The organism is Cupriavidus sp. USMAHM13 (assembly GCF_001854285.1).
GTDB lineage: Bacteria > Pseudomonadota > Gammaproteobacteria > Burkholderiales > Burkholderiaceae > Cupriavidus > Cupriavidus malaysiensis.
The window spans coordinates 973,608-999,527 of sequence record NZ_CP017751.1; the positions used below are offsets into that span (position 1 = coordinate 973,608).

Annotated in this window: 23 protein-coding genes; 11 read left to right on the forward strand and 12 right to left on the reverse strand. The window is 70.1% G+C overall.

Features of this window, described 5'->3' with window-relative positions; all coding sequences use genetic code 11:
* Nucleotides 1-31: 31 nt before the first annotated feature.
* Entirely contained in the window at nt 32-589 is a 558-nt protein-coding gene (locus BKK81_RS04415; protein WP_071010935.1) for a hypothetical protein, read from the reverse strand.
* A 96-nt stretch (nt 590-685) separates the two neighbouring features.
* Between BKK81_RS04415 and BKK81_RS04420 the strand changes: the two genes are divergently transcribed.
* Nucleotides 686-1,036, forward strand: coding sequence for a MarR family transcriptional regulator (locus BKK81_RS04420; RefSeq protein WP_071010936.1), 351 nt, complete (start codon nt 686-688; stop codon nt 1,034-1,036).
* A 365-nt stretch (nt 1,037-1,401) separates the two neighbouring features.
* Here the strand turns inward: BKK81_RS04420 and BKK81_RS04425 are convergent, their stop codons facing one another.
* Complete coding sequence (locus BKK81_RS04425) at nt 1,402-2,070, reverse strand: alpha/beta hydrolase (RefSeq protein WP_071010937.1); 669 nt, start codon at nt 2,068-2,070, stop codon at nt 1,402-1,404.
* Nucleotides 2,071-2,339: 269 nt separating this feature from the next.
* Between BKK81_RS04425 and BKK81_RS04430 the strand changes: the two genes are divergently transcribed.
* Nucleotides 2,340-3,251 (forward strand): glutamate/aspartate ABC transporter substrate-binding protein, encoded by a 912-nt coding sequence (locus tag BKK81_RS04430; RefSeq protein WP_071010938.1) that lies wholly within the window; start codon nt 2,340-2,342, stop codon nt 3,249-3,251.
* A 133-nt stretch (nt 3,252-3,384) separates the two neighbouring features.
* Here the strand turns inward: BKK81_RS04430 and BKK81_RS04435 are convergent, their stop codons facing one another.
* The gene (locus BKK81_RS04435) at nt 3,385-4,278 is read right to left on the reverse strand and encodes a MurR/RpiR family transcriptional regulator (protein ID WP_071010939.1); all 894 of its coding nucleotides are present in this window, start codon (nt 4,276-4,278) and stop codon (nt 3,385-3,387) included.
* 209 nt (nt 4,279-4,487) lie between these two features.
* On the opposite strand from BKK81_RS04435, the gene BKK81_RS04440 reads away from it, so the two are divergent.
* Nucleotides 4,488-5,825: an aspartate aminotransferase family protein gene (locus BKK81_RS04440; RefSeq protein ID WP_071016044.1), complete on the forward strand. Its 1,338-nt coding sequence runs from the start codon at nt 4,488-4,490 to the stop codon at nt 5,823-5,825.
* Nucleotides 5,826-5,836: 11 nt separating this feature from the next.
* A complete protein-coding gene (locus BKK81_RS04445) occupies nt 5,837-6,688 on the forward strand; it encodes a 3-keto-5-aminohexanoate cleavage protein (RefSeq protein ID WP_071010940.1) in 852 nt (283 codons plus the stop codon).
* A 132-nt stretch (nt 6,689-6,820) separates the two neighbouring features.
* Here the strand turns inward: BKK81_RS04445 and BKK81_RS04450 are convergent, their stop codons facing one another.
* Nucleotides 6,821-7,066 (reverse strand): hypothetical protein, encoded by a 246-nt coding sequence (locus BKK81_RS04450; protein WP_071010941.1) that lies wholly within the window; start codon nt 7,064-7,066, stop codon nt 6,821-6,823.
* A 106-nt stretch (nt 7,067-7,172) separates the two neighbouring features.
* On the opposite strand from BKK81_RS04450, the gene BKK81_RS04455 reads away from it, so the two are divergent.
* Nucleotides 7,173-8,375 (forward strand): pyridoxal phosphate-dependent aminotransferase, encoded by a 1,203-nt coding sequence (locus BKK81_RS04455; protein ID WP_071010942.1) that lies wholly within the window; start codon nt 7,173-7,175, stop codon nt 8,373-8,375.
* On the opposite strand, the gene BKK81_RS04460 is transcribed toward BKK81_RS04455, so the two are convergent.
* From BKK81_RS04460 to BKK81_RS04480, 5 genes are read right to left on the reverse strand one after another with little or no spacing between them, the layout of a single operon-like run.
* Nucleotides 8,360-10,009: an efflux transporter outer membrane subunit gene (locus BKK81_RS04460; protein WP_083383929.1), complete on the reverse strand. Its 1,650-nt coding sequence runs from the start codon at nt 10,007-10,009 to the stop codon at nt 8,360-8,362. The two genes, BKK81_RS04455 and BKK81_RS04460, sit on opposite strands and share 16 nt — an antisense overlap.
* Nucleotides 10,010-10,018: 9 nt before the next feature.
* Complete coding sequence (locus BKK81_RS04465) at nt 10,019-11,170, reverse strand: ABC transporter permease (RefSeq protein ID WP_071010943.1); 1,152 nt, start codon at nt 11,168-11,170, stop codon at nt 10,019-10,021.
* On the reverse strand, nt 11,167-12,156 hold the full coding sequence (locus BKK81_RS04470; RefSeq protein ID WP_071010944.1) for an ABC transporter ATP-binding protein: 990 nt from the start codon (nt 12,154-12,156) through the stop codon (nt 11,167-11,169). The genes BKK81_RS04465 and BKK81_RS04470 overlap by 4 nt, the downstream gene beginning before the upstream one ends.
* A complete protein-coding gene (locus BKK81_RS04475; RefSeq protein WP_083383930.1) occupies nt 12,153-13,157 on the reverse strand; it encodes an HlyD family secretion protein in 1,005 nt (334 codons plus the stop codon). Before BKK81_RS04475 ends, BKK81_RS04470 begins: the two co-directional genes overlap by 4 nt.
* A gap of 20 nt (nt 13,158-13,177) precedes the next feature.
* A complete protein-coding gene (locus BKK81_RS04480; protein WP_071010945.1) occupies nt 13,178-13,921 on the reverse strand; it encodes a TetR/AcrR family transcriptional regulator in 744 nt (247 codons plus the stop codon).
* 232 nt (nt 13,922-14,153) lie between these two features.
* Between BKK81_RS04480 and BKK81_RS04485 the strand changes: the two genes are divergently transcribed.
* Nucleotides 14,154-15,578 carry a carbohydrate porin gene (locus BKK81_RS04485; protein WP_083383931.1) on the forward strand — a complete coding sequence of 475 codons (1,425 nt, stop codon included), beginning with the start codon at nt 14,154-14,156 and terminating at the stop codon, nt 15,576-15,578.
* A 21-nt stretch (nt 15,579-15,599) separates the two neighbouring features.
* On the opposite strand, the gene BKK81_RS04490 is transcribed toward BKK81_RS04485, so the two are convergent.
* Nucleotides 15,600-16,055: a MarR family winged helix-turn-helix transcriptional regulator gene (locus tag BKK81_RS04490; RefSeq protein ID WP_071010946.1), complete on the reverse strand. Its 456-nt coding sequence runs from the start codon at nt 16,053-16,055 to the stop codon at nt 15,600-15,602.
* A gap of 86 nt (nt 16,056-16,141) precedes the next feature.
* Between BKK81_RS04490 and BKK81_RS04495 the strand changes: the two genes are divergently transcribed.
* Nucleotides 16,142-17,287 (forward strand): substrate-binding domain-containing protein, encoded by a 1,146-nt coding sequence (locus BKK81_RS04495; protein WP_231907973.1) that lies wholly within the window; start codon nt 16,142-16,144, stop codon nt 17,285-17,287.
* Between the two features lie 284 nt (nt 17,288-17,571).
* Nucleotides 17,572-19,086: an amidase gene (locus tag BKK81_RS04500; RefSeq protein WP_071010947.1), complete on the forward strand. Its 1,515-nt coding sequence runs from the start codon at nt 17,572-17,574 to the stop codon at nt 19,084-19,086.
* A 55-nt stretch (nt 19,087-19,141) separates the two neighbouring features.
* On the opposite strand, the gene queF is transcribed toward BKK81_RS04500, so the two are convergent.
* Complete coding sequence (gene queF, locus BKK81_RS04505; protein ID WP_071010948.1) at nt 19,142-19,975, reverse strand: NADPH-dependent 7-cyano-7-deazaguanine reductase QueF; 834 nt, start codon at nt 19,973-19,975, stop codon at nt 19,142-19,144.
* 93 nt (nt 19,976-20,068) lie between these two features.
* Nucleotides 20,069-21,595 carry a threonine ammonia-lyase, biosynthetic gene (ilvA, locus tag BKK81_RS04510; protein ID WP_071010949.1) on the reverse strand — a complete coding sequence of 509 codons (1,527 nt, stop codon included), beginning with the start codon at nt 21,593-21,595 and terminating at the stop codon, nt 20,069-20,071.
* 206 nt (nt 21,596-21,801) lie between these two features.
* Between ilvA and otsB the strand changes: the two genes are divergently transcribed.
* The 3 genes from otsB to BKK81_RS04525 all read left to right on the forward strand — a co-directional run bounded on the left by otsB (nt 21,802) and on the right by BKK81_RS04525 (nt 25,899).
* A complete protein-coding gene (otsB, locus tag BKK81_RS04515; protein WP_071010950.1) occupies nt 21,802-22,566 on the forward strand; it encodes a trehalose-phosphatase in 765 nt (254 codons plus the stop codon).
* Nucleotides 22,567-22,672: 106 nt separating this feature from the next.
* Entirely contained in the window at nt 22,673-24,430 is a 1,758-nt protein-coding gene (locus BKK81_RS04520) for a glycoside hydrolase family 15 protein (protein ID WP_156811344.1), read from the forward strand.
* 74 nt (nt 24,431-24,504) lie between these two features.
* On the forward strand, nt 24,505-25,899 hold the full coding sequence (locus BKK81_RS04525) for an alpha,alpha-trehalose-phosphate synthase (UDP-forming) (protein WP_071010952.1): 1,395 nt from the start codon (nt 24,505-24,507) through the stop codon (nt 25,897-25,899).
* Nucleotides 25,900-25,920 lie beyond the last annotated feature (21 nt).

Here is a 25,920-nt window from a genome sequence, read left to right on the forward strand (position 1 = left end):
CGCGGGCCTTTTCGTGCCCGCACCTGCGACTTCAGCAGGGCAGCTTGGTCGAGCGGCGGGTGCACAGGGTCAGCAGCCCCTTGAGCGTATAGATCACGATCAGCGTGCCGCTGAGGTCGCCCACGAACATCACCAGCAGGCCCTGCAGCAGGTGTTCCCGCGCGCCGCTGAGGAACAGCCATGCGTGGTACAGCAGCGGGCTGGCGACCGAATAGGCAAGGACGCAGGCGAGCAGGCGCCGCGGTGTCAGGTTGACCAGCGAGGCCTTCAGGCCGAAGCGCAGCTGCGCCAGCCGGTAGACAAGGTAGGGTGCGACTGCGGCGATGATGCCACCCATGAAGGCGCGGCTGAAGTCGTGCGGGAAGAAGTAACCGAAGCAGACCAGCCAGGACGCGAACAGCAGGCCGACCGCGCCGGCTTCGCCGAACAGCAGGGTGCACAGCAGGCGCACGCCTGCCGGCAGGTAGATCCAGTTGATGCCGCGCACGTATTCCGAGCGGGCGAACACGCACTCGTTCAAGGCCAGGGCCGCGACGAACAGCAGCAGCGTCGCCAGCACCATGCCGGCCTGCAGGCGGAGCTTGGTCATTGACATAGAATGGCGGCTGCGCGCGTGAACGGGCGGCCGGAAACGGAGTGCCGATCATAGCGCAAACCAGTCTGACGCCAGCCTCGGAACGACCCCATGACCCGACCCGCTGACATTTATTTGCGTTTCCTGCAACTTGCCGAAGCGGTGCGCGGCCTGCCTTCGCTGCCCGCGCTGGATCCTCTGGAGCAGCGCATCCTGGAGTGTGTCGGCCGTGCCGGCCTGGCCAAGGCACAGCTTTCCGTGCGCGACCTGATCCACCACGCCGAGCTGGGCTCTCCCTCGACCCTGCATGCGCGCTTGAAGTCCATGCGCGAGAAGGGCTGGATCCAGTTGTCCGACACGGAAGACACCCGGCGCAAGCAGGTCGAACTGACCCAGGCCGCCTTGCGGCACTTCGCCAGGCTGTCCGACTGTGTGGTCAGGGCGGCCCGGCGCGACGGCTAGGGCTGCTTCCGGGCCGGGGGGCGGGCGTGCAGCCGGCCGCCTGTCCACACGCTGCGCGCAGCGTTTCCACAACTTGCGCACAGCTTGCGCACAGCTTTCCCGGCACTTATCCGGTAGTTTTCCCGCACTTGTCCCACACTTGTCCCGCCACTTATCCAGGGACTTATCCAGGGACTTATCCAGGGACTTATCCCAAGACTTATCCACAGGATTTTGCGCGGCATGACCGCTTGTGCGCTTGTGCCGCGGCGTCGATCGGGGGGGGGGCAGCCGGGGCGGGGTGCCGCATCGGCGTGCGCTACCGCCAGGAGATGGTCGGCCTGCCACCGCAAGCGCAGGCACCAAGCGGCAGGCGTCGGTCCGGGCTAGGCGGCTTCGGGCGGCCGCCGCAGATAGCGTTCCGCCACGCCGCGCAGTACCGGCAGGCGCCCGCTGAAGAAATGGTCCGCGCCGGGGATCACCACCACCGGCAGTTGCTGCGGCCGGGCCCACTCGAACACGTGGCCCAGTGGCACGGTTTCGTCGCGTTCGCCGTGCACCACCAGGGCATGGGCCGGCACCGCCGGCGTGTCGTAGTCGCGGCGGCCGGCGATGGCGCCGGCAGGAATGCCGGCCAGGATCAGGTGGTGGATCGCCACGCCTGCCTGCACCAGGCGCCCGGCCACGTGCGACTGCACGAAAGCGCCGAAGGAGAAGCCGGCCAGCGCCAGTTCCCCGTCCGGATGCGCCGCGCGCAGGCTGGCGACCACCGCGAGCAGGTCCTCGGTCTCGCCGATGCCCTGGTCATGCGTGCCCTCGCTGCGGCCCACGCCGCGGAAGTTCGGCCGCAGTGTCAGGAAGCCGAACGATTGCAGCGCCCGCGCCAGTTGCTGCGGCACCTTGTGCAGGGCGGTGCCGCCCAATTCGGGGTGCGGGTGGGCGACCACCGCCACGCCGCGCATCGGTCCCACGGGCGCATCGCGCAGGACATCGATATGGCCGGCGGGGCCGGCAAGGGCGATGCGTTCGGTCGGCGGGGGCGTGGTGCTGGACATGACGGCGGGGAAACGGCTACAGGCGCGGGCGGACGGGTCCGCATTGTCGCACGCCTGCCGCCATCGGCGCGGTGCCCAGGCAGGGTGCATGGGCGGCAGCGTGCACCAGCGCCGGCATCGAGTGAACGATTATTGTGATCCATGTGTTGCTTTCCGCGGATTTCATAACATATGTTTCATGGTTATCCATGATGGAACAGTTGTTGCTCATTGCTTAGCATCCGGATCGCGATGGCTCATCGCGTGGATGCCAACCCAAGGAGCATTGAATGAAAGTCGTGAAGCGCACCAGCCTGGTTGCCGCATGCCTGGCCTCCCTGCTGGCCCAGGGCGTGGCCGGCGCCGCCGACGTGCCGGCCAGCCCGACGCTGGGCAAGATCAAGCAGGCCGGCATGATTTCGATCGGGCACCGCACCTCGTCCATCCCGTTCTCGTACTACGACAGCAACCAGAAAGTGGTGGGCTTCTCGCAGGACATCTGCGACCGCGTCATCGCCCAGGTGAAGAAGGCGACCGGCCTGCCGGCGCTGCAGGTGCGCATGGTGCCGGTCACCTCGCAGAACCGCATCTCGCTGGTGCAGAACGGCACCGTCGACCTCGAGTGCGGCGTGACCACCAACCTGAAGGCGCGCCAGCAGCAGGTCGCCTTTTCCACCACCTTCTTCGTGGCCGGCACGCGCCTGCTGGTGAAGAAGGACGGCCCCGTGCACGATTTCGCCGATCTGTCGGGCCGCACCGTGGTCACCAACGCCGGCACCACGTCCGAGCGTATCCTGCGCCGGCTCAACGACGAGAAGAAGGCCAATATCACCATCCAGAGCGCGAAGGACTACGGCGAGTCCTTCCTGATCCTGCAGTCCGGCCGCGTCGCGGCCTTCATGATGGACGACGTGCTGCTCTCCGGCGCCCGCACGCTGGCGCAGAATCCTGCCGACTGGACCGTGGTGGGCACGCCGCAATCCTTCGAGGCCTACGGTTTCATGATGCCCAAGGACGATCCGGGCTTCAAACAGCTGGTCGACGGCGTGATGACGGGCCTGATGAAGAGCGGCGAGATCGAGGCGCTCTATGACAAGTGGTTCAACAAGCCGGTGCCGCCCAAGGGGATCAACTTCGAATTCCCGATGAGCGACATGGTCAGGAAGGCCTACGCCAACCCGAACGACCAGGCCTTCGAATGAGGCCGGCCGCAGGGGAGGCGGGCGCCGGCGCGCCCGGTGTCCTGCATCGCTGGTGCGCCGGCCCGGTCCGCCGGCAGGCCTGGCACGGTTTCTTGCCGGGCCGCGTGCTTCCGCTGGCTGAGGATCCTGGACGCTAGCGGCCGCCGGCCGGCGCATAGGCGCCGGTCTGGTGGAGCTGGCCTTCGGCCAGTTCCAGGGCGCGGATCGCCCCCTTGCCCTGCTTGGCGAGCAGTTGCTCGACCAGGGCTTCGACGGTCGCCACGCCGGCGCTGACGGAGGGAAAGAAGGACGGGCTCTCCACCGAGAACAGCAGGGTGCAATCGGCCTCCAGTGCGATCGGCGACACCGTGCTGTCGGTCAGGGCGATGACCGTGCAGCCGCTGGCGCGCGCCAGCGTGGCGACGCGGATGCTCTCCTGCGAGTACGGCGCGAAGCTCGCCACGAAGACCGCATCCTCGGGCGCCAGCGCACGCAGTTCCATCTCCAGCGTGCCCGCCTCGCCGCGCACGAGATGCACCGAACTGCGGAACAGCCGGTACACATAGTGGAAGGTGAAGGCGATCGGGAAGCAGGCGCGGAAGCCGGCGATGTGCAGGCTGGGCGCCGCCGCGATCAGCTCGGCCGCGCGCGGCAGCGATTGCGCGTTGGCATTGGCGATGCGGTCCAGGTTCTGGTGCTGCGCTTCCAGCATCTCGGCCAGCATCCTGCCCGACTCGGTCTCACGCACCACCTTGCGGGCACGCTTGGCGTACGGCTGCGGGCCGGCGCGCAGCACGTCGACGAACAACTCGCGCAGGCTCTGCCAGCCGTCGAAACCGAGGAACTGCGACAGGCGTACCAAGGTGGCGGGCTGCACGCCGGCATTGCCGGCCAGCTTGCGCATCGACAGCACCGGAATGTCTTGCGGATGGTCGAGCAGGTAGCGTGCGCCACCCTGGAACTGCGCGCTGAGTTCGGGAAACAGGCTGCGCAGCCGGGCGAGCAGTTCGTCGGGACTGCGTGGCGGTTGAAGGGGGTCGGATGGCATCGGGAATTCCGGGCGATGAGTGTAACGATTGTTGCACAACTTCCATGACAGCCGTGCTGGCCCCTGCTGCCATCCGGGTTTGAAATGCATGTATCTTGTGTTTTATTTAGGAAACATATGTTGCATTGGCCGGGGCGCTTTCCTATACTGGCGACTTCCAGGCCGCACCGGCGCAAGGCTGGTGCGGCCACGTCCTCTCCGTCTTCTCCATGACCCACGTATTCCACCGCAATCCCCGCCAGGCCCTCCCCATGGCCGTTGGCGGCCAGGGTATCGAACTGATCGACAGCAACGGCAAGCGCTATCTGGATGCCTCCGGTGGCGCGGCCGTTTCCTGCCTGGGGCACGGCCATCCGCGCGTGATCGAGGCGATCCAGCGCCAGGTGCAGACGCTGGCCTATGCGCATACCTCCTTCTTCACCACGGAACCGGCGGAGGCGCTCGCGGCCACGCTGGCGGAGGCGGCACCCGGTGATCTCAACCACGTCTACTTCGTCTCGGGCGGGTCGGAGGCGGTGGAGGCTGCGCTCAAGCTCGCGCGCCAGTATTTCGTCGAGACCGGGCAGGGCACGCGCCGCCATTTCATCGCGCGGCGCCAGAGCTACCACGGCAATACGCTGGGCGCGCTGGCCATCGGCGGCAATGCCTGGCGGCGCGAGCCCTTCCTGCCGCTGCTGGTGCCCGCGCACCATGTCTCGCCGTGCTATGCCTACCGCGACCAGGCCGCGGGCGAGACCGGCACGCAGTATGCGCAGCGGCTGGCCGACGAACTGGAGGCCAAGATCCTCGAACTCGGACCGGACAGCGTGGCCGCCTTCGTGGCCGAGACGGTGGTGGGCGCTACCGCCGGCGCGGTGCCGCCGGTGGCCGACTACCTGAAGCGCATCCGCGCGGTGTGCGACAAGTACGGCGTGCTGCTGATCCTGGACGAGGTGATGTCCGGCATGGGCCGCACCGGCCACCTGTTCGCCTGCGCGGAGGATGGCGTGGTCCCGGACATCGTCACCATCGCCAAGGGGCTGGGCGCCGGCTACCAGCCGATCGGCGCCACCCTGTGCACCGACCGCATCTACGACGCCATCGTGGGTGGCAGCGGCTTCTTCCAGCACGGTCATACCTATATCGGCCATGCCACCGCCTGCGCCGCGGCGCTGGAGGTTCAGCGCACCATCGCCGAGGAGGGGCTGCTGGCCAATGTGCTGGCGCGCGGCGAGCAGCTGCGTGCGCGCCTGCGCGAGGCACTGGGCGCGCATCCCAACCTGGGCGACGTGCGCGGACGCGGCCTGTTCGTCGGCGTGGAGTTCGTCGCCGACCGCGCCAGCAAGGCGACCCTCGATCCGGCGCTGAAGACGCACGCCAGGCTCAAGGCGGCGGCCATGCAGCAGGGCCTGCTGGTCTATCCGATGGGCGGCACCGTCGATGGCGTGCATGGCGACCATGTCCTGCTGGCGCCGCCCTTCATCTGCACCGAGGCGGACATCGAGCGCATCGTCGCGCGCTTCGTCGCGGCAGTCGGCGAGGTACTGCCGGCGCAGCGGGCGGCCTGAGGGAGAGCGCGATGACGAATCCCGCAGGCAACACGGCGCAGCCGTTCTCGCTGGCCGTCGCGCCCAACGGCGCGCGCAAGACCCACACCGATCACCCGCGGCTGCCGATGACGCCGGCGGAACTGGCGCAATGCGCCAAGGATTGCCTGGACGCCGGCGCGGCCATGATCCACCTGCATGTGCGCCGCGCCGACGGCACCCACAGCCTGGAAACCGCCGACTATGCGCCGGCCATCGACGCGGTGCGCCGCGCCGTGGGCGAGGCGCTGGTGATCCAGCTTACGACCGAGGCGGTCGGCATCTACCGGCCCGACCAGCAGATCGCCGCGATCCGCGCCTTGCGTCCGGAAGCCGCTTCGGTGGCGGTGCGCGAGCTGCTGCCGCAGGAGGGCGACCCGGCGCAGGCGCGCGACTTCTTCCATTGGATGCACCGCGAGCGCGTGGTGGCGCAGTACATCCTCTACGATGCGGCAGACGTGCGGCGCTACGCCGCGCTGCGGGCCAGCGGCGCGATTCCGCCGGGACGGCACTGGGTGCTGTTCGTGCTCGGCCGCTACGCGGCCGGGCAGACCTCGACCCCGGCCGACCTGCTGCCTTTCCTGCAGGCCTGGCGCGAGCATGGCATGGAGCTGGCGGGCACGCCGTGGGCGGTCTGCGCCTTCGGGCCGCAGGAGGCCGCCTGTGCCACGGCAGCGGTACTGCTGGGCGGGCACGCCCGCATCGGCTTCGAGAACAACATGCAATTGCCGGACGGCAGCGTCGCGCCCGACAACGCGGCCTTGCTGGCCGGCGTGCGCGGTGCGCTGGGTGCGCTGGCGCTGCCGCCGATGGATGCGCACGCGCTGCGCGCGCTGCTGGCGTAGCCGGCCGCGAGCCACCGCGAGCCACCGCGGGCCACCGCCGGAACGGCGCCGCGGTGGCAGCGGACCTGTCACAATGGGGGTCCCGCAATCCGTCCGGAACACAACCGGCAATCCCGCCGTGAGGCCTATCCTTTACATCACCTTGCTGGCATCGCTGGCGGTCCCGCTGGCGTCCGCCGCGGGCGCGCAGCCGGCCGCGGCAAGCGGCCCGGCGGCGAAGGCGCGAAGCCAGCGCGCAGGCGGGTCGGCCTCGCGGCCGCCGGCCAGGGCGGCGCGCACGGACGGCCGCGACGCCGCCAGCAGCTCGAGCCAATACGCGCTGCGGCCGGACTCCGACGGCGGCAGCAGCTTCGGCCTGAAGCCGAAGTTCGGCTTCACGCCACGCGACAGCGGCCGCTAGGGCCCCGCTCCGCACCGGCGGCATGCCCGCGGCGCGGCTTTTGGAGTACGCTTGCTGCGCACCCCAAGCCCAGGAGACCTGCCGATGTCCCAGCCAGCGGTTCCCCCTTCCGCCGAGTTTCCCGCGCAGGCACGCGCGGCCGTGCGCCAGCTGCGCGCCTCGCGCATCCGCGAGGTCGCCAATGCCGGCATCGGCCGGCCCGACGTGCTGCCCTTCTGGTTCGGCGAGTCGGACCAGGTCACGCCAGCCTTCATCCGCGAGGCCGGCAGCCGGGCGCTGGAGGCCGGCGCCACCTTCTACACGCACAATCTCGGCATCACCGCGCTGCGCGGCGCGCTGGCCGAGTATGTCAGCGCGCTGCACGGACCCACCAGCGTGGCGCAGGTCGCCGTGACCAGTTCGGGCGACAGCGGCCTGATGCTGGCGGCCCAGCTGGTGGCAGGCGCCGGCGACCGCATCGTCGCCGTCACGCCGCTTTGGCCCAACCTGGTGGAGATCCCCAAGATCCTCGGCGCCGCGGTGCATACCGTATCGCTCGACTATGGCGCCGACGGCTGGACCCTGGACCTGGAGCGCCTGCTGGCCGCGCTGACGCCGGACACGCGCGCGCTGCTGATCAACTCTCCCAACAACCCGACCGGCTGGACCATGCCACGCGCGGTACAGCAGGCGGTGCTGGCGCACTGCCGCCGCCACGGCATCTGGATCATCGCCGACGAGGTCTACGAGCGGCTGTATTACGGCGACGAACCCGGCGTGGGCGGCGCCGCGCCATCCTTCCTCGACATCGCCAGGCGCGACGAGCGCGTGATCTGCATCAATTCCTTCTCCAAGGCCTGGCTGATGACCGGCTGGCGGCTGGGCTGGATGGTCCTGCCCGAGGCGATGGAGGGCGACCTGGGCAAACTGATCGAGTACAACACCTCGTGCGCCCCCGCCTTCGTGCAGGAAGCCGGCGTGGTGGCGGTGCGCGAGGGCGAGGCCTTCACGCGCGACCTGGTCGGCCGGCTGCGCGCGGCGCGCGATCATCTGGTCGGCGCGCTGTCGGCCTTGCCGGGCGTGGACGCCCATGCCCCCGATGGCGCCATGTACGTGTTCTTCCGCCTGGCCGGCACGCGTGACAGCCTGGACCTGTGCAAGCGCCTGGTGCGCGAGGCCGGCCTCGGCCTGGCGCCCGGCAGCGCCTTTGGCGACGAAGGCGAGGGATTCGTGCGCTGGTGCTATGCCTGCGGCACGGAGCGCCTGGACGAGGGCGTGCGGCGCCTGCGGGACTACCTGGCGCGCTGATCCATGCTGGCGCCGTCCGCGCCCGCGCGCGGATGTGCGGCGCGAGCGGCGGGTGCCGGTTCTGTTCGCGCTTCCGCTTCCGTTTCCGTCTCCTGCCACCAGCCTCCGCCCAGCGCCTGCAGCAGCGCCGCCGAGTCCGCCAGGCGGGCGGCCTGGGCCTGCACCAGGTCCTGCGCGGCCTGGCGGTACTGGCGTTCGGCATCGAGCAGCGCGAGCTGGCTGACGCCGCCGGCCCGGTACTGCGCCGCGACGATGTCCAGCGTCTCACGCGCCCGCTGCGCGGCATCGGCGCGCGCGCGCAGGGCCAGCGCATCGGCCTCCAGCGCGCGCAGCGCGTCGGCCACCTCCAGCAGGCCCTGCAGCACCACCTGGCGGTAGGCCGCCAGCGATTGCGCGTAGGCGGCCTGCGCACTGCGCCGGCGCTCGAGCAGCTCGCCGCCGTGGAAGACCGGTTGGGCCAGGCCGGCCGCCAGGCTCCACACGTTCAGGCTGCGGAAGAGGTCGCCGGCCGACAGGCCCTGCGTGCCGGCGCTGCCGCTCAGGGTCAGCTGCGGGTAGAGGTTGGCGGTGGCCACGCCGATATTGGCCGAGGCCTGCTGCAGCAGGGCCTGGGCGGCGGCGATGTCGGGACGCCGCTGCGCCAGTGTCGACGGCAGGCTGAGCGGCAGCGCCGCGGGCAGGTGCAGGGTGTCGAGGTCGAAGGCGGGCAGCGCATCCTCGCCGCTACCGCGGTCTGGCGCGCCCTCGTCGTCGCTGGCGCCGGCGGGCGCCAGGCCCAGGTACACCGCCAGCTGGTGGCGGCTGGCGGCAAGCTGGCGCGCCAGGCCGGGCAATTGCGCCTCGGTCTGGTCGAGCACGCCCTGCTGGCGCCGCACGTCGACCTCGGCCACGCCGCCGGCCGCGAGCCGCGCGCGCGTGATGTCCAGGCTGCGCCGTTGCGCGGCCGTCTGTGCGCGCAGTTCGGCAATCTGCGCGCGCAGGCCGGCCTCGCGGATGGCCGCCGTGACCACGTTGGCGGCGAGCGCCAGGCGCGCCGCCTGCCATTCGAAGCGCTGGTAGTCGACCGCTGCGCGCAGGCCCTCCAGCTCGCGCCGCTGCGCGCCGAACAGGTCCAGCACATAGGACACCTGCACCGAGGCCCCGTACAGCGTGAACGGTCCGGGGCTGGGAAAAGCGGTAATGCCCAGGCTCTTGATATCGACCTGCTGGCGCGTGCTGCTGAGCCTGGCGTCGATGGCCGGCCATTGCGTCGCCCCGCTGCGTGCGGCGAGATCGTGGCCGGCCTGCTCCAGGCGCGCGCGGGCCTGGGCGACGCCCGGATTGGCCGCCAGCGCGGCCTCGACGGTGCGGTCCAGCGCGGGACTGCCGAACAAGGTCCACCAGCGCTCGGGCACGTCGGCGCCGTCGTCGAGGACCTGCGCGCCGCCGTGGCGGCCTTCGGCCTGCGCCGTCCGGGGCGGCGCAGGCGGCATCGTGTAGCCGCTGTCCAGTGGGGGCTGCGGCGGCCGGAAGTCCGGTCCGACCGTGCAGCCCGCCGCCAGTGCCAGGCAGGCGGCGAGCACCGCCCGCCGGCGCAGGTGGCGCAGGCGGAGGACGGGGGCGGGACTGGCGTTGACTCCGGCAGGTCGACCCATGCTTGCCTCCTAGTCGAGCGTGCGCCGGTAGAAGCGCAAGGCGATGCCCATCACCACCACGGTGAACAGCGCCAGCGGCCACACATTGGGCCAGAGCTCCGGCCAGCCGTTGCCCTTCAGCAGGATGCCGCGGATCAGGCGGTGGAAGTAGGTCATCGGCAGGACGTTGCCGATGGCCTGGGCCCAGCCCGGCATGCCCTGGAAGGGGAACATGAAGCCGGACAGCAGGATGTTGGGCAGGAAGTAGAAGAAGGTCAGTTGAACCGCCTGCAACTGGTTCTGCGCCAGCGAGGACAGGGTGATGCCCACCGTCAGGTTGGCCGCGATGAACAGCAGCGCGGCCAGGTAGACCGCCAGCACGGAGCCGACGAAGGGCACGTGGAACACCCAGCGCGCCGCCAGCAGGATGATGGTGGCCTGGATCAGGCCGATGAAGATGTAGGGCACGATCTTGCCGGTCATCACTTCCAGCGGCCGCACCGGGGTGGCCAGCAGGTTCTCCATGGTGCCGCGCTCGCGCTCGCGCGTCATCGCCAGCCCGGTCATCATCACCATGGTCATGGTCAGGATCACGCCCATCAGGCCGGGGACGATGTTGTACTGGGTGATGCCTTCCGGGTTGTAGAGGCGCTGCACCTGCACGTCGAAAGGCGGATGGCCGCCGGCCAGCGGCGCCAGCGCGCCTTGCAGGTCCTTGCCGGCCACGTTGTAGGGCAGCTGGGTGAGCGCGGCGATGGCTGCGCTGGTGGCCGACGGGTCGGTGGCGTCCGCTTCCACCAGCAGGGCGGGGCGCTCGCCGCGCAGCAGGCGCCGCGTGAAGTCGGCCGGAATGCTGACCACGAACTGGACCTCCCCCTTCATCAACGCTTCGCGCCCCGCCTGCTCGCCGGGCAGCGTGCCCGCCACGCGGAAGTAGCTGGAATTCTGCAGCCCGGCGATGAAGGAGCGGGTGAACTCGCTCTGGTCGGCGGCGATCACCGCCGTGGTCAGGTGGCGCGGGTCGTTGTTGATGGCGAAACCGAACAGAAGCAACTGCATGATGGGGATGCCGACGATCATGGCGAAGGTGACGCGGTCGCGCCGCAGTTGCAGGAACTCCTTCAGCACGATGCTCCACCAGCGCTGCAGCGAGAAGCCGGGACGGGGAGCGGTGCCGTTCATGGCCGCGCTCCGCCATGCGCCGGAGCCGGCGCGCCGGCCGGCGCCCGCATATTGTCCTGGGAGCGGCTCATCATATGGATGAAGACATCCTCCAGGCTGGTCTCGGTGGCTTCGACGCGGTGCCGGGGCCCGGCCACGCGCGCGAGCGTGGCCGCCAGCGTGTCGGCATCGCGGCCGGTGACGTGTAGCGCGTTGCCGAACACCACGGTCTGCTCCACGCCGGGGGCGCCCTGCAACTGCTGCGACAGCGCGGCGAGGTCGTCGCCCAGCACCGACCAGGTGCTGAGCCGCTGGCCGGCCACCACCTCGGCCGCGGTGCCCTGTGCCAGCAGCTTGCCGTAGGCGATGTAGGCCAGCTTGTGGCAGCGCTCGGCCTCGTCCATGTAATGGGTGCTGACCAGCACCGAGATGCCGCGCGCGGCGAGCTGGTGGAGCTGTTCCCAGAAGTCGCGCCGCGCCTTGGGGTCGACCCCGGCGGTGGGCTCGTCGAGCAGCAGCAGGCGCGGTTCGTGCAGCAGGCAGGCGGCCAGCGCCAGGCGCTGCTTCCAGCCGCCGGACAGTGCGCCCGCGAGCTGGCCGGCGCGCGCCGCCAGGCCGAGATCCTCGAGCGCACGCTCGACCGCCTCGCGCCGGCGCGGCATGCCGTAGACGCGGGCGACGAAGTCCAGGTTCTCGCGGATCGACAGGTCGTCCCAGTAAGAGAACCGCTGCGTCATGTAGCCGACACGGCGCTTGATCTCCGCGCTCTCGCGCAGGATGTCGAAACCCAGGCAGCTGCCCGCGCCGCCGTCAGGAGTCAGCAGGCCGCACATCATGCGGATCGAGGTCGTCTTGCCGCTGCCGTTGGGGCCGAGGAAGCCGAAGATCTCGCCGTGTCCGACCTGCATGGTCAGGCCGTCCACCACCAGGCGGTTGCCGTAGCGCTTGCTCAGGCCGCGCACGTCGATGGCGGGCGCGGCGTGGTCCGGTGCGTCGGTCGGGCTCATGGACGGAAGACCTCCACCGGCTGCCCCGGGTGCAGGGCCGCCGCGTCGGCGAGCGCGGGATGGGCTTCGACGAGGAAGACCAGCTTGCGCCGTGTCTCGTTGCTGTAGATCACCGGCGGGGTGTACTCGGCCTCGTTGGCGATGTAGCTGATGCGCACCTGCAGCGGTCGGGCGCAGCCGTCGCAATGCATCGTGACCGCTTCGCCATTGCGCAGCGCGCCCACCTCGGCCTCGGGCACGAAGAAGCGCACCTTGACGTTGCCCGGCGGCAGCATGCGCACCACCGGGCTGCCGGCCGGGACCCACTCGCCGAGGCGGAACACGGTGTCGTAGACCAGTCCACCCTGCGCGGCGGCGACGCGCTTGCGCGACAGCTTCCATTCCGCCTGGGCCAGCGCCGCGCGCAGCGCTTCCACCTGGCGTGCCTGCGCCTCGCGCTGGGCTTCGCGTCCCGGCAGGCGGGCCACCGCGACGCTGCGCTCCAGCTCGCGCACGCGGGCCGCATCGGCCGCGGCGCCGGCGCGGCTGTCATCGAGCTGGGCCCGGGCGATGCCGCCGGCGGCGAACTGGACCTGGTCGCGCGCGTACTGGGTGGCGCTGCGCTGCGCCTGGGCACGCGCCTGGGCGAGCTGGGCGCGGTTGACGTCGACCTCCGGCCGGCGCTTGCCGGTCGCCAGGTCCGCCAGCTGGGCCTGGGCCGCCTGCAGGGCGGCGGCGGCCTGGTCGCGCGCGGCGCGCTCGTCGTCGTTCTCCAGCGCGAACAGCGGCGCTCCCGCCACGACCTGCTGGCCGCGCGCCACCGACAGCTGGTCGAGCCGGCCGGCGAACGGCGAGGCCACATTGACGAACTCGCCTTCGACATAGCCCTGCCAGGCAGTCGGTGCCGGCTTGCCGCAGCCGCCCAGGGCCGAGGCCGCGGCCGCCAGGACCAGCCAGGTGCGGGCAGGAGAGGCACGCGGCAGGCGCGAGCGGCAGGGCAGGGTGCGCAGGCGGTTCGGCATGGCGGCTCCGGATGGCGGGCTCAGGCGTTGGCGGGTGGCCAGGGCCGTGCTGGCGCGAGGGCATGCGCCAGCAGCGTGCTGACGTGGCGTACCAGGGCCTCGCTGTCGAGCGCGGCGGCGCCGGGCAACTGTCGCCAGATGTGCGCGGTAGCGAGCGGCAGCAGCGTCAGCCCGATCAGCGAAACGATCAGCAGGGGCGGCTCCAGCCCGGGGGCGAGCGCGCCGCGCGACTGGGCTGAGCGCAGCAGGACGATCAGCCGCCCTGCGCGCGGCAGCGCGAAACGCTGCAGCATCCGTTCACGCAGTTGGCCGTCGACGCCGGCGATCTCGCGGATCCACAATCCGGGAAACCATGGCGTCGCGGCCGCGGCGCGGATCAGGCGCTCGGCGATGCCGCACAGCAGGGCCGCGAGGTCGGCGGCGCTATCGCCGGCCTTGGCCGTGCTGCCGTCGGCCAGCACGGCATCGATCGGGGAAAAGACCTGGTCGACCAGGGGATGCAGGCGTTCGTCGACCACGGCATCGAGCAATTGGCCGCGCTCTCGGAAATAGTAGTGAACCAGGGCCGGCGTGACGCCGGCAGCGGTCGCGATGGCCCGGATCGGCGTGGCGGCGACGCCGCGCTCGGCGAACAGCGAGGTGGCCGTATCGAGCAGGTGGGAGCGCTGGTCCGGGCCGGCGTCGCCGGAAGGGCCGGGCCGGCTCGGCCGCCCCGGCCGGCGGCGACCGGCGCAAAGGGGTGCGGTGAGAGGTGGTGCGGCCATGGCGCCCTCCTGTCGATCGTTTCATATTAATTGTTGGGTTAATTAATTCAAGAACGATCGCCAGGTGCTGCGGACCTGGGCCAGGATGACTGGAAAAGCCCGCTCGGGGTGGCGTTTGTTGCAATGCAGCAATACAAGGTGGACATGTCATGCAGGCTTGGCTATGCTTCGTGCGCCCAATAACCGAGCGGACCCGTGCAAGCCCGCTCCCTGCCCCTCCTGCCGCCATTCCATGCTGTTCCGCCGACTCGCCAACGGGGCGCTGCGTCCCCTGCCTTGCCTGCTGTTGAGCGCCGCCTGCTCGCTGGCCGCCGCGCCGGCATGGGCGCAGAGCACGGCACAGGACGCGCCGCCCGCGGCCGCCGCACCGGATGCCGCCGTCGCGCCGCCGGCGCAGCGTACGCCGCTGGAGATCCTGGAAGACCGCTTCGCCTTCCACGGCCAGGCCACCTATATCTGGCAGCGCCAGCCGGCCTTCGATGCGGCCTATTCGGGACCGAACAGCCTGATGTCGCAGCGGGCCAAGAGCTACTCGTTCAGCACCACGCTGGATTTCGGCGCCAGGCTGTGGAACGGGGCCGAGTTCCACTTCAATCCCGAGGTCACGCAGGGCGTGCCTTTCTCCGACCTGCACGGCGTAGGCGGCCCCACCAACGGCGAACTGGCCAAGGTATCGAGCACCAACCCGACCATCTACCGTGCGCGCGCCTTCCTGCGCCAGACCTGGGGGCTGGGTGGCGGCAGCGAGGAGCAGGAGGCCGACTTCAACCAGTTTGCCGGTTCGGTCGACAAGCGCCGCCTGGTGCTGACCGCCGGTAACTTCGGCGTGCTCGATGTGTTCGACCAGAACGACTACGGTTCCGACCCGCGCACCCAGTTCATGAACTGGTCCTTCATGGCGCACGGCTCCTTCGACTATCCCGCCGACGCGCGCGGCTACGACTGGGGGTTCGCGCTGGAGTATGTCGGCGACGATTGGTCGGTGCGCTTCGGCCATTTCCTGCAGCCGCGCGAATCGAACGGGCTGCCGCTGGATACGCGCCTGTTCAAGCACTACGGCGATATCCTGGAATTCGAGCGCCGCTACCGCCTGGCCGGGCAGCCTGGCGTGGCGCGCCTGCTGCTGTGGCGCAACCAGGCGCGCATGGGCTCCTTCAGCGATGCCCTCGGCTACGGACAGGCCACCGGCACCACGCCCGACGTCGCCAACGTGCGCGAGGAGCACGCCAAGCTCGGCATCGGCGTATCGCTGATGCAGAAGGTCAATGACTCGCTCGGCGTGTTCCTGCGCGCCAATATGTCGGACGACAAGACCGAGACCTACGCCTTCACGGAGATCGGCCGCCAGGTGGCGGTGGGCGGCATGCTGGCCGGCACGGCCTGGGGCCGGCCGCGCGACAACCTCGGCATGGCGGTGGCGATCAATATGCTGGGGCCGAACCATCGCGCCTACCTGGCCGCGGGCGGGCAGGGCGCCTTCCTGGGCGACGGCGCGCTCGACTATGCGCCGGAACAGGTGTTCGAAGTGTTCTACAGCTTCCAGGCCTTCAAGTACCTGAGCATCAGCCCGGACTTCCAGTACATCCGCAATCCCGGCTACAACGCCGCGCGCGGTCCCGCCAGGTTCTACGGCGTACGCTTCCACAGCGAATTCTGAGCGCCGCGCCGGCGCGCGCGATCAGCCCGGGGCCGGGCCGCGCGTCTCGTCCAGCGTGCTGAGCAGGGTCCGCAACTGGCGCGCCTTGGCCGCGCCGAGGCGGTGCACCAGGCTGTCTTCGTGCGCCTGTACGAGGGCATCCAGCCGCGCCGACAACTCCAGTCCCTGGTCGGTGGCGTAGAGCAGCACGCGGCGGTTGTCTGCGCTGTCGGGACTGCGCATCGCCAGTCCCTGGGCGATCATCTTGTCGACCAGCTTGGTCAGCGTGGGCGGGTGCATCAGCAGCGACTGCGCGACTTCCCCCATCGCATGGCCGTGCGCATCCGCCAGCACGCGCAGCACTTTCCAGTGTTCGACCTGCACGCCTTCCGCGGCCAGCGCGGCTTCGAGCCGCGCCTGCACGGCGGCGTGGGCACGGGCGAGATGCTGGGTGAGGTAGCCGTCGAAGGCGGCCGGGGGCGGAGTGGTGCGGGACATTGCGCTAGTATAGGGGAAAACTTTCCCAGGAAAATATTCCGCCCCAGGCCCACGGCGTGTTCCCGGGCGCGCAAGGAGACGACGCGATGCAATGGAAGCCGCTGCCCGCGAAGCCGGCCGACACCGGCGACGAGCCCGTGGACGATCCCTGTGCCACCTGCCTGGTCGGGCCGCCGCCGCCGCCGCCCCGCACGCGCCATGCGGGCCGGCTGGAAGTGGCCTTGCTGGTGCCGGTGCGTGGAGCCACCGGTATCTGGGGACCGTCGGCGCGCGCCTGTGCCCAGCTCGCCGCCGAGGAACTGAACCGCGCCGGCGGCGTCGGCGGCCGCGAGCTGCGCCTGCACGTGTTCAACGCCGCCGACGAATGCCGCGATATTCCGCAGCAGCTGGGCGCGCTGATCGACGAGGGCGCCCTCGACGCGGTGGTGGGCATGCACACCAGCGCGGTGCGCGGCCGGGTCAGCGCCGCCACGCGCGGACGCGTCCCCTTCGTCTACACGCCGCTTTACGAGGGCGGGGAACGCGCGCCCGGCGTGTATGCCATCGGCGAGACGCCGGAACTGCAGTTGCTGCCCGCGCTGCGCACCCTGTGCCTGCGCTACGGCGCGCGCCGCTGGGTCTTCGTCGGGCATGACTGCGTGTGGCCGCGTGCCTCGCACCGCTTCGCCGGGGCCGCCCTGCAGGCGCTGGGCGCGCAACTGCTGGCCGACCGCTACACCCGTCCGGCCTGTGGAAGCTACCGCGCGGTGCTCGACGAGATCGAACGACTGCGTCCCGATGCCGTGCTGCTGTCGCTGGTCGGCCAGGATGCCATCGACTTCAACCGCGAGTTCGCCGCGCGCGGCCTGGCGCGTCGCATACGGCGCCTGTCCTGCGCGATCGAGGAGAATGCCCTGCTCGCCATCGGCGCCGACAGTACCGCGGGGCTGTTCGCCTGCGCCGGCTACTTCGCCACGCTGGGCCACGATGCCAACATGGCCTTCAAGGAGCGCTATCACGGCCGCTACGGCGAGCGCGCGCCGGTGCTGAACGCGCTGGCCCAGTCGGCCTACGACGGCGTGCATTTCCTGGCCGCGCTGCTGGCAGCGCCGGGCCGCGCGGCGGGACGGCGGGCGCCGCTCGCCTTCCGCAGCGTGCGCGGACTGTCCTGGCAGGGCAACGCGCGCGTGCAGCAGCCGGTCTTCCTGGCCGAGGCCGATGGCCATTTCTTCCAGGTGACTGAGCGCCTCTGACGATACCGGCCAGCATGGCCGTGGCCGGCCGTCAGCGGCCGGCGACAAGGGGGCCGGCGCCCCGGGGCGTGCTTGTCGGGTGTTCCTGGCGTGCTCGTGGTTTCCCCTAGGATCCAATTATTTTCCTTGGAAAATATTTCCAGGGAAAATAATATGCTCGCTGTCGCGGCGGTGCAGGGCGATCGCATGGCGCAGCCCAGGCCCCCGCCGGCCGTCCCTTTCCGGCCGTCCCTTTCCGGTCGGCCCTTTTCCTGCCGTTCTGTCCCCCCTTCCAAGGAGCCCCCATGACCGTGAAGCGACCGACCCTCGCCCAGATGCGCGAACTCACCGCCAGCCTGCACATGACGATGAGCGAGGCCGAATGCGCCGACTACCTGGCGCTGATGGAAGGCAGCATGCAGGCGTACGACCGCCTCGAAGCGCTGCCGGACTTCGTTCCCGCGCCGCGCTATCCGCGCGACGCGGGATACGCGCCGCCGCCGCAGGAGAACCCGCTCAATGCCTGGTACGTGAAGACCGAGGTGAAGGGCGCGCCGGCCGGGCCGCTGGCGGGGCGCGCGGTGGTCCTGAAGGACAACATCAGCCTGGCCGGGGTGCCGATGATGAATGGCGCCTCGACGCTGGAGGGCCATGTGCCGTCCATGGACGCCACCGTGGTGACGCGCATCCTCGATGCCGGCGGCACCATCGCCGGCAAGGCGCACTGCGAGTACTTCTGCCTGTCGGGCGGCAGCCACACCAATGCCACCGGCCCGGTGCACAACCCGCACCGCCATGGCTACATCGCCGGCGGCTCGTCCTCGGGCTGCGGCGCGCTGGTGGGCTCGGGCGAGGTCGACATGGCGATCGGCGGCGACCAGGGCGGTTCCATCCGCATCCCGGCTGCCTTCTCCGGCTGCTACGGCATGAAGCCCACGCACGGGCTGGTGCCCTATACGGGCATCATGCCGATCGAAGCCACCATCGACCACACCGGGCCGATGACGCGCACGGTGGCCGACAACGCGCTGCTGCTGGAGGTGATCGCCGGCCCGGACGGGCTCGACCCGCGCCAGTACGCGCCGCGCGTGGCGCGCTATACCGAGGCGCTGGGCAAGGGCGTGGCGGGACTGCGCATCGGCGTGGTGCGCGAGGGCTTCGGCCACGCCAACAGCGAACCCGGGGTCGATGCCAAGGTGCGGGCGGCGGCGCGGCGCCTGGCGCAGCTCGGCGCCGAGGTGGAGGAGGTCAGCATTCCGATGCATGCCGACGGCGTCGCCATCTGGACGCCGATCGCCCTCGAAGGCCTGCAGGCGCAGATGATGCACGGCGACGGCATGGGTTTCAACTGGAAGGGCTTGTACGACACCGCGCTGATGGCGCGCCATGCGCGCTGGCGCGAGCAGGCCGACCGGCTCTCGCCCACGCTGAAGCTGTCGATGTTCGTCGGCGAGTTCTACCTGCGCCAATACGGCGGGCGTTTCTATGCCAAGGCGCAGAACCTGGCGCGCCAGCTGCGGCTGGCCTACGACGCGGAGCTGGAGCGCTTCGACCTGCTGCTGATGCCGACCCTGCCGATCACCGCCAAGCCGATCCCGGCGCCGGACGCGCCGCTGGCCGAGGTGATCCAGCGCGGCTTCGAGATGGTGGCCAACACGGCGCCCTTCGACGCCACCGGCCATCCGGCCATGAGCCTGCCCTGCGGTCTCGACGATGGCCTGCCGGTGGGCCTGATGCTGGTGGGCCGGCACTGGGGCGAAGCCACGATCTACCAGGCCGCGCATGCCTTCGAGCAGGCCGGCGACTGGCGCGGGCTGTAAGGCGTTCGGGCGTTCGGGCGGACCGGCCGCGGCAGCGGCCGTGCCGTCCCGTGGACTACTGGCGCGCGTTGCGCCGGTTGTCCGGCCAGGGCGTGTTGTAGTTGGTGCGGAAGGGGTTGATGTCGAGCCCGCCGCGCCGCGTGTAGCGGGCGTAGACGGCGAGCTTGACCGGCTTGCACTGCCGCAGCACGTCCATGAAGATGCGTTCCACGCACTGCTCGTGGAATTCGTTGTGGTTGCGGAACGAGATCAGGTACTTGAGCAGGCCTTCCTGGTCGATCGGCGCGCCCACGTAGCGGATCTGCACGCTGCCCCAGTCGGGCTGGCCGGTCACCAGGCAGTTCGACTTGAGCAGGTGCGAGACCAGCGTCTCTTCCACCGGCGGCGCTTCCTGGTCCGCGCGCAGCAGATGCGGCGCGGGCTCGTAGACGTCGGTCTCGATGTCGAGGCGGTCCAGCAGCAGGCCGTCCAGCTCGCCCATCTGCTGGCGCGCGAAGTCCCCTTCGGCGGCGAGCCGGACCTGCACGGTGGCGCCGGCGGCTTCCGACAGGTCGTGGTGCAGCAGCTGCTGCAGGGCCTCGGGCGAAGCGATCTTGCTCTGGTTGAACGAGTTCAGGTAGAGCTTGAACGACTTCGACTCGACGATATTCGGCGACTCGGCCGGGATGATGAAGCTGGCCAGGGCGACCTGCGGCTTGCCCTTCATATTGAGCCAGGACAGCTCGTAGGCGTTCCAGATGTCGACGCCGAAGAAGGGCGGCCGCTTGCCTTCGGGCAGGCCGATCTCGGTGCGCTTGGGCTGGCGCGGGATGGGGAAGAGCAGGGTGGGGTCGTACTCGGTCTTGTAGGCCGAGGGCTTGCCCAGCGGGGAATGTTCGGGAAGGCTCATGGTTTGCCTCGCTGGCCGTTCCCGCGCGGGCGGGAACGGCCTGGGGTTGTGCCGGGATCCGGGCAGAACGCGGGCGGAACGCGGGCGAAATGCTCAGGCCAGGAACAGCTTGTAGACGGGATTGTCGGTCTCGTCGGTGTGCGTGTAGCCCAGCGTGGACAGGAAGGCGCGGAAGGCGCGCTTGTCGCTCTTCGGCACCTGGATGCCCACCAGGATATTCGAGGTGTCGCCGCCCTGGTTGCGGTAGTGGAACAGGCTGATGTTCCAGTTCGGGCTCATGCTGGTCAGGAACTTCATCAGCGCGCCGGGACGCTCGGGGAACTCGAAGCGGTACAGCAGCTCGTCCTGCGCCAGCGGCGAATGGCCGCCCACCATGTAGCGGATGTGCTGCTTGGCCAGCTCGTCGTTGGACAGGTCCAGGGTGGCAAAGCCGTGGCGGCGGAAGTTGGCGGCGATCTTGTCGCTCTCCGCGCGGCTGCTGATCTGCACGCCGACGAAGATGTGCGCCACGTCGTTGTCCGCGATGCGATAGTTGAACTCGGTCACGCTGCGCGTGCCCACCAGCTCGCAGAAGCGCTTGAAGCTGCCGCGCTCTTCCGGGATGGTGACCGCGAACACCGCCTCGCGCGCCTCGCCGACCTCGGCGCGCTCGGCGACGAAGCGCAGGCGGTCGAAGTTCATGTTGGCGCCGCAGGCGATGGCCACCAGTGTCTCGCCCTTGAGCTTCTCGCGCTCGGCGTAGGCCTTCAGGCCGGCGACCGCCAGCGCGCCGGCCGGCTCGAGGATGCTGCGGGTGTCCTGGAACACGTCCTTCAGGCCCGCGCAGATGGCGTCGGTGTCCACCAGGATGATGTCGTCGACCAGTTCGCGCGTGATGCGGAAGGTCTCCTTGCCGACCAGCTTGACCGCGGTGCCGTCCGAGAACAGGCCGACGTCCTTGAGCTCGACGCGCTTGCCGGCGTCGACCGAGCGCTTCATGGCGTCCGAGTCCACCGTCTGCACGCCGATGACCTTGATGTCGGGGCGTACCGCCTTGACGTAGGCGGCGATGCCGGAGATCAGGCCGCCGCCGCCGATGGCGACGAAGATGGCGTGGATCGGCGCCGGGTGCTGGCGCAGGATCTCCATGGCGATGGTGCCCTGGCCGGCGATCACCTCGGGATCGTCGAAGGGATGGATGAAGGTCAGCTTGTGCTTCTTCTCCAGCTCGGCGGCGTGCAGGTAGGCGTCGCTGTAGGACTCGCCGTGCAGCACGATTTCCACCCACTTGCCGCCGCGCTCGCGCACCGCATCGATCTTGACCTGGGGCGTGGTGACCGGCATGGCGATGATGGCGCGGCACTGCAGGCGCGCTGCCGACAGTGCCACGCCCTGCGCGTGGTTGCCCGCCGACGCAGCGATCACGCCGCGCTTGAGTTCCTCGGCCGTCAGCGAGGCCATCTTGTTGTACGCGCCGCGCAGCTTGAAGGAGAACACCGGCTGGGTGTCCTCGCGCTTGAACCACACGGCATTGCCGGTGCGGGCCGAGAGCTGGTGGGCGTAGGTCAGGTCGGTCTCCTGCGCCACGTCGTACACCTTGGCGGTCAGGATCTTCTTCAGGTAGTCGGGTTTGCGGGTCATCGTCGGCGCCGGCGGGCGGGTCAGTAGCGGCGGCCGGCGCAAGCGCGGCCGTGTGGCTGGAAAATGCGGAAAGCGCTAATGATAATGGATGGCAGGGTGGGGCGAAGCGGCGGCCGATGCGGCGCCGACGCCATGTCGCCGGCGCCGGCCGTGTAGGACAGCGCCGGGTGGACGATCGCCGGAACCGCATGCTAGGGTGTGCAACGATGCCTTCGCTTCCTCTGATCGAACCGGATACCGCGCTGTTCCTCGACTTCGACGGCACGCTGGCCGACCTGGCGCCGCGCCCCGACCTGGTGCGCGTCGAGCCGGAACTGCTCGGCACGCTGCGGCGCTTGCACGAGGCGCTGGATGGCGCCCTGGCCATTGTCTCGGGACGCCCGATCGCCGAGCTGGACGCTTTCCTGCACCCGCTGCGCCTGCCCGCCGCCGGCGTGCACGGTGCCGAGTACCGCCACGATGGCGAGGCCGCAGCAGTGGCCGCGCCGCCGGCGCTGGCGCTGCTGTGGGAGCGCCTGGCGCCGCTGGCGCGGGCCTATCCCGAGCTGTTGCTGGAGCCGAAATCGGCCGCGCTGGCCGTGCACTACCGCGCCGCGCCGCAGCTCGAGGCCCTGGTGCGCGCGGCCTTGGCCGAGGCGGTGCGCGGGCTGCACGGCCTGGAGATCCTGCCGGGCAAGATGGTGATGGAAGTCAAGCCGGCGGGCATCGACAAGGGCAGCGCCATTGCCGCCTTCATGCGTGCCGAACCGTTCGCTTCGCGCCGGCCGCTGTTCGCCGGCGATGACGTGACCGACGAAGCGGGCTTCGTCGCCGTGCATGCGCTGGGAGGCCTTGGCGTGCTGGTGGGCGAGCGCCCCAGCGCCGCCGGCGTCAGCGTGCCGGGCCCGGCGGCGCTGCGCTGCTGGCTGCACCGATCCGCCGCGGCGCTGGCCGCGCCGCGCGGGGGACCGTTCCGGACCGCGTTCACCTGAAGGAGGCATCCCTGTGACCCAAGCGCCCACCGCAGCTGCCGCGGCTGCCGATCCCTCTGCCCAGCCGGATGCCGGGCCGCATGCGCCGTCCTCGCTCGCGCTCGGCATGATCGGCAACTGTTCGTTCTCGGCGCTGGTCGATGCGCGCGCCCGCATCGTCTGGTGCTGCCTGCCGCGCTTCGACGGCGACCCGGTCTTCAATGCCCTGCTCGATCCCAGCGAGAACGGCGGTCATTTCTCCGTCGAGCTGGAGAATTTCCACCGCTCGCGCCAGTGGTACGAGCCGAACACCGCCGTGCTGCACACGCGCCTGACGGATACCCACGGCAATTGCGTGGAAGTGACCGATTTCGCACCGCGCTTCTTCCGCATGGGGCGCTACTTCCGCCCCATCACCCTGGTGCGGCGCATCCGTCCCGTGCGGGGTGCGCCGCGCGTGCGCGTGGTGGTGGCGCCGCGCTTCGAATGGGGCCGCACGGTGCCGCAGGTCACGCGCGGCAGCAGCCATGTGCGCTTCATTGGCGAGAACATGACGCTGCGCATGACCACCGATGCGCCGCTGACCTATGTGATGTCAGGAACGCCTTTCCTGCTGACCCGGAGCTGCGACTTCATCCTCGGGCCGGACGAGACCCTGGCCGGCGGCGTGGAGCAGACCGCACGCGACTTCGAGCAGGAAACCGTTGCCTACTGGAAGATATGGTCGCGCCGGCTGGCGGTGCCGCGCGAATGGCAGGACGCGGTGATCCGCGCGGCCATCACGCTCAAGCTGTCGCTGTTCGAGGAAACCGGCGCGATCGTGGCCGCCATGACCACCAGCATTCCCGAGGCACCGCACAGCGGCCGCACCTGGGACTACCGCTTCTGCTGGCTGCGCGACGCCTTCTTCGTGATCCGCGCGCTCAACAGCCTGTCCGAGGTCGGCACCATGGAAGACTATCTGCGCTGGCTGTCCAATGTGGTGATGCAGTCGCGTGACGGCCATATCCAGCCGCTCTACGGCATCGGCCTGGAGCGTGAATTGCCCGAGGCCGTGCTGGACTACCTGCCGGGCTATCGCGGCATGGGGCCGGTGCGGGTCGGCAACCAGGCGCAGGAGCATTTCCAGCACGATGTCTACGGCAATGTGGTGCTCGGCGCGGCGCAGGCCTTCCATGACCACCGCCTGCTGCACCGTGGCGGCCCCACCGAGTACCACATCCTCGAGCAGGTGGGCGAACAGGCGGTGCGCGTGTTCGGCACGCCCGATGCCGGCATGTGGGAGCTGCGCACGCGCGCCCGCGTGCATACCTCGTCGGCATTGATGAGCTGGGCGGCCTGCGACCGTCTCGCCAAGATCGGTGACAAGCTGCAGCTGCCCACGCGCGCGGCCTACTGGCGCGAGCACGCCGAGCGCATGCGCGCGCGCATCCTGGCCGAAGCGTGGAGCGAATCGCGCCAGGCCTTCGCCGAGAGCTTCGGCGGGCGCGATCTCGATGCCAGCGCGCTGCTGATGATCGAGGTGGGCTTCATCGACCCGCTCGACCCGCGCTTCGTCGCCACCGTGGACGCGCTCGAGAGGTCGCTGTGCGACGGACCCTTCATGCGTCGCTACGAGGCTCCCGACGACTTCGGCAAGCCCGAGACCGCCTTCAACATCTGCACATTCTGGCGTATCGACGCGCTGGCGCGCATCGGCCGGCGCGAGCAGGCGCGCGAGATCTTCGAAGCCATGCTGGCGGCGCGCAATCCACTCGGACTGCTGTCGGAAGACACGCATCCGGTCAGCGGCGAGATGTGGGGGAACTTTCCGCAGACCTATTCGATGGTCGGCCTGATCAACGGCGCCGTGCGCCTGTCGGCGCCGTGGGACTCGGTGATCTGAGCCCGCGCGAGGCTGCCATGGCGGCCTCGCGCGGGCACGCTCGGCGACTGGAGTGAACGACGACAAGGAAGACGATGGGTAGACTGGTGGCGGTATCGAACCGCGTCGCCGATCCGCGCAACGCGTCGGCCGGCGGCCTGGCCGTCGCGCTGGGCGAGGCGCTGAAGGTGACGGGCGGGCTCTGGTTCGGCTGGAGCGGCAAGGTGGTGGAGACCGCGCAGGGCGGCACGCCCGGCGAGGGCGAACTGCACCAGCAGCAGGCCGGCAATGTCACGCTGGCCACGGTGGACCTGTGCCGGGAGGACCATGACGGCTACTACCTGGGCTACAGCAACGGCGTGTTGTGGCCGGTGTTCCACTATCGGCTGGACCTGGCGGACTTCGACGCCGGCCAGAACCTGAACATCTACCGGCGCGTGAACCAGCTGTTCGCGCGCAAGCTGGCGCCGCTGCTGGAGCCCGACGACGAGATCTGGATCCACGACTACCACCTGATCCCGCTGGCGGCCGAGCTGCGCGCGATCGGCTGCAGCCAGCGCATCGGCTTCTTCCTGCACATACCGCTGCCGCCGCCCTTGATCCTGGCTGCCATTCCGCAGCACGAGTGGCTGATGCGGGCGCTGTTCGCCTACGACCTGGTCGGCTTCCAGAGCCATGCCGACCTCGAGCACTTCGGACGCTACGTCCAGTCCGAGGCCCGCGCCGAGCCGATGGGCGAGCATCGCTACCGGGCCTTCCACCGCACCGTGCGTGCGCAGGCCTTCCCCATCGGCATCGATGTCGACGAGTTCGCCGAGCTCGGCCGCGGCCCGGAAGCGCGCGAAACCTACGAGATGATGATGGCGCAGTATGCGCGCCGGCGGCTGCTGCTGGGGATCGACCGGCTCGACTACTCGAAAGGCCTGCCGCAGCGGCTCAAGGCCTTCCAGATCCTGCTGGCGGAGTATCCGGAGAATCGCATGAGCGCTACGCTGGTGCAGATCGCCGCGCCCTCGCGCGAGAGCGTGGACGCCTATGCGGACCTGCGTCGCGAAATGGAGGGCATTACCGGTGCCATCAACGGCCGCTATGGAGAACTGGACTGGATGCCGGTGCGCTACATCCATCGCACCACTTCGCGCCGGCGCCTGCCGGGCCTGTGCCGCGCCAGCCGCGTGGCCCTGGTCACGCCGCTGCGCGACGGCATGAACCTGGTGGCCAAGGAGTACGTGGCCGCGCAGGACCCGGCCGATCCCGGCGTGCTGGTGCTGTCGCGCTTCGCCGGTGCCGCCGAACAGATGAAAGAAGCGCTGCTGGTCAATCCCTACGACACGCGCGCCACCGCGCAGGCGGTCCAGCAGGCGCTGCACATGCCGCTGGCCGAGCGCCAGGCGCGCCACGGCAAGCTGCTCGAGCGCATCCGCGCGCAGGACGTGCACTGGTGGAGCGGGGAGTTCCTGCGCACGTTGGCCGAGTCCGACTGCGGCTGACCGGGTGGGCGCGGACCGCCG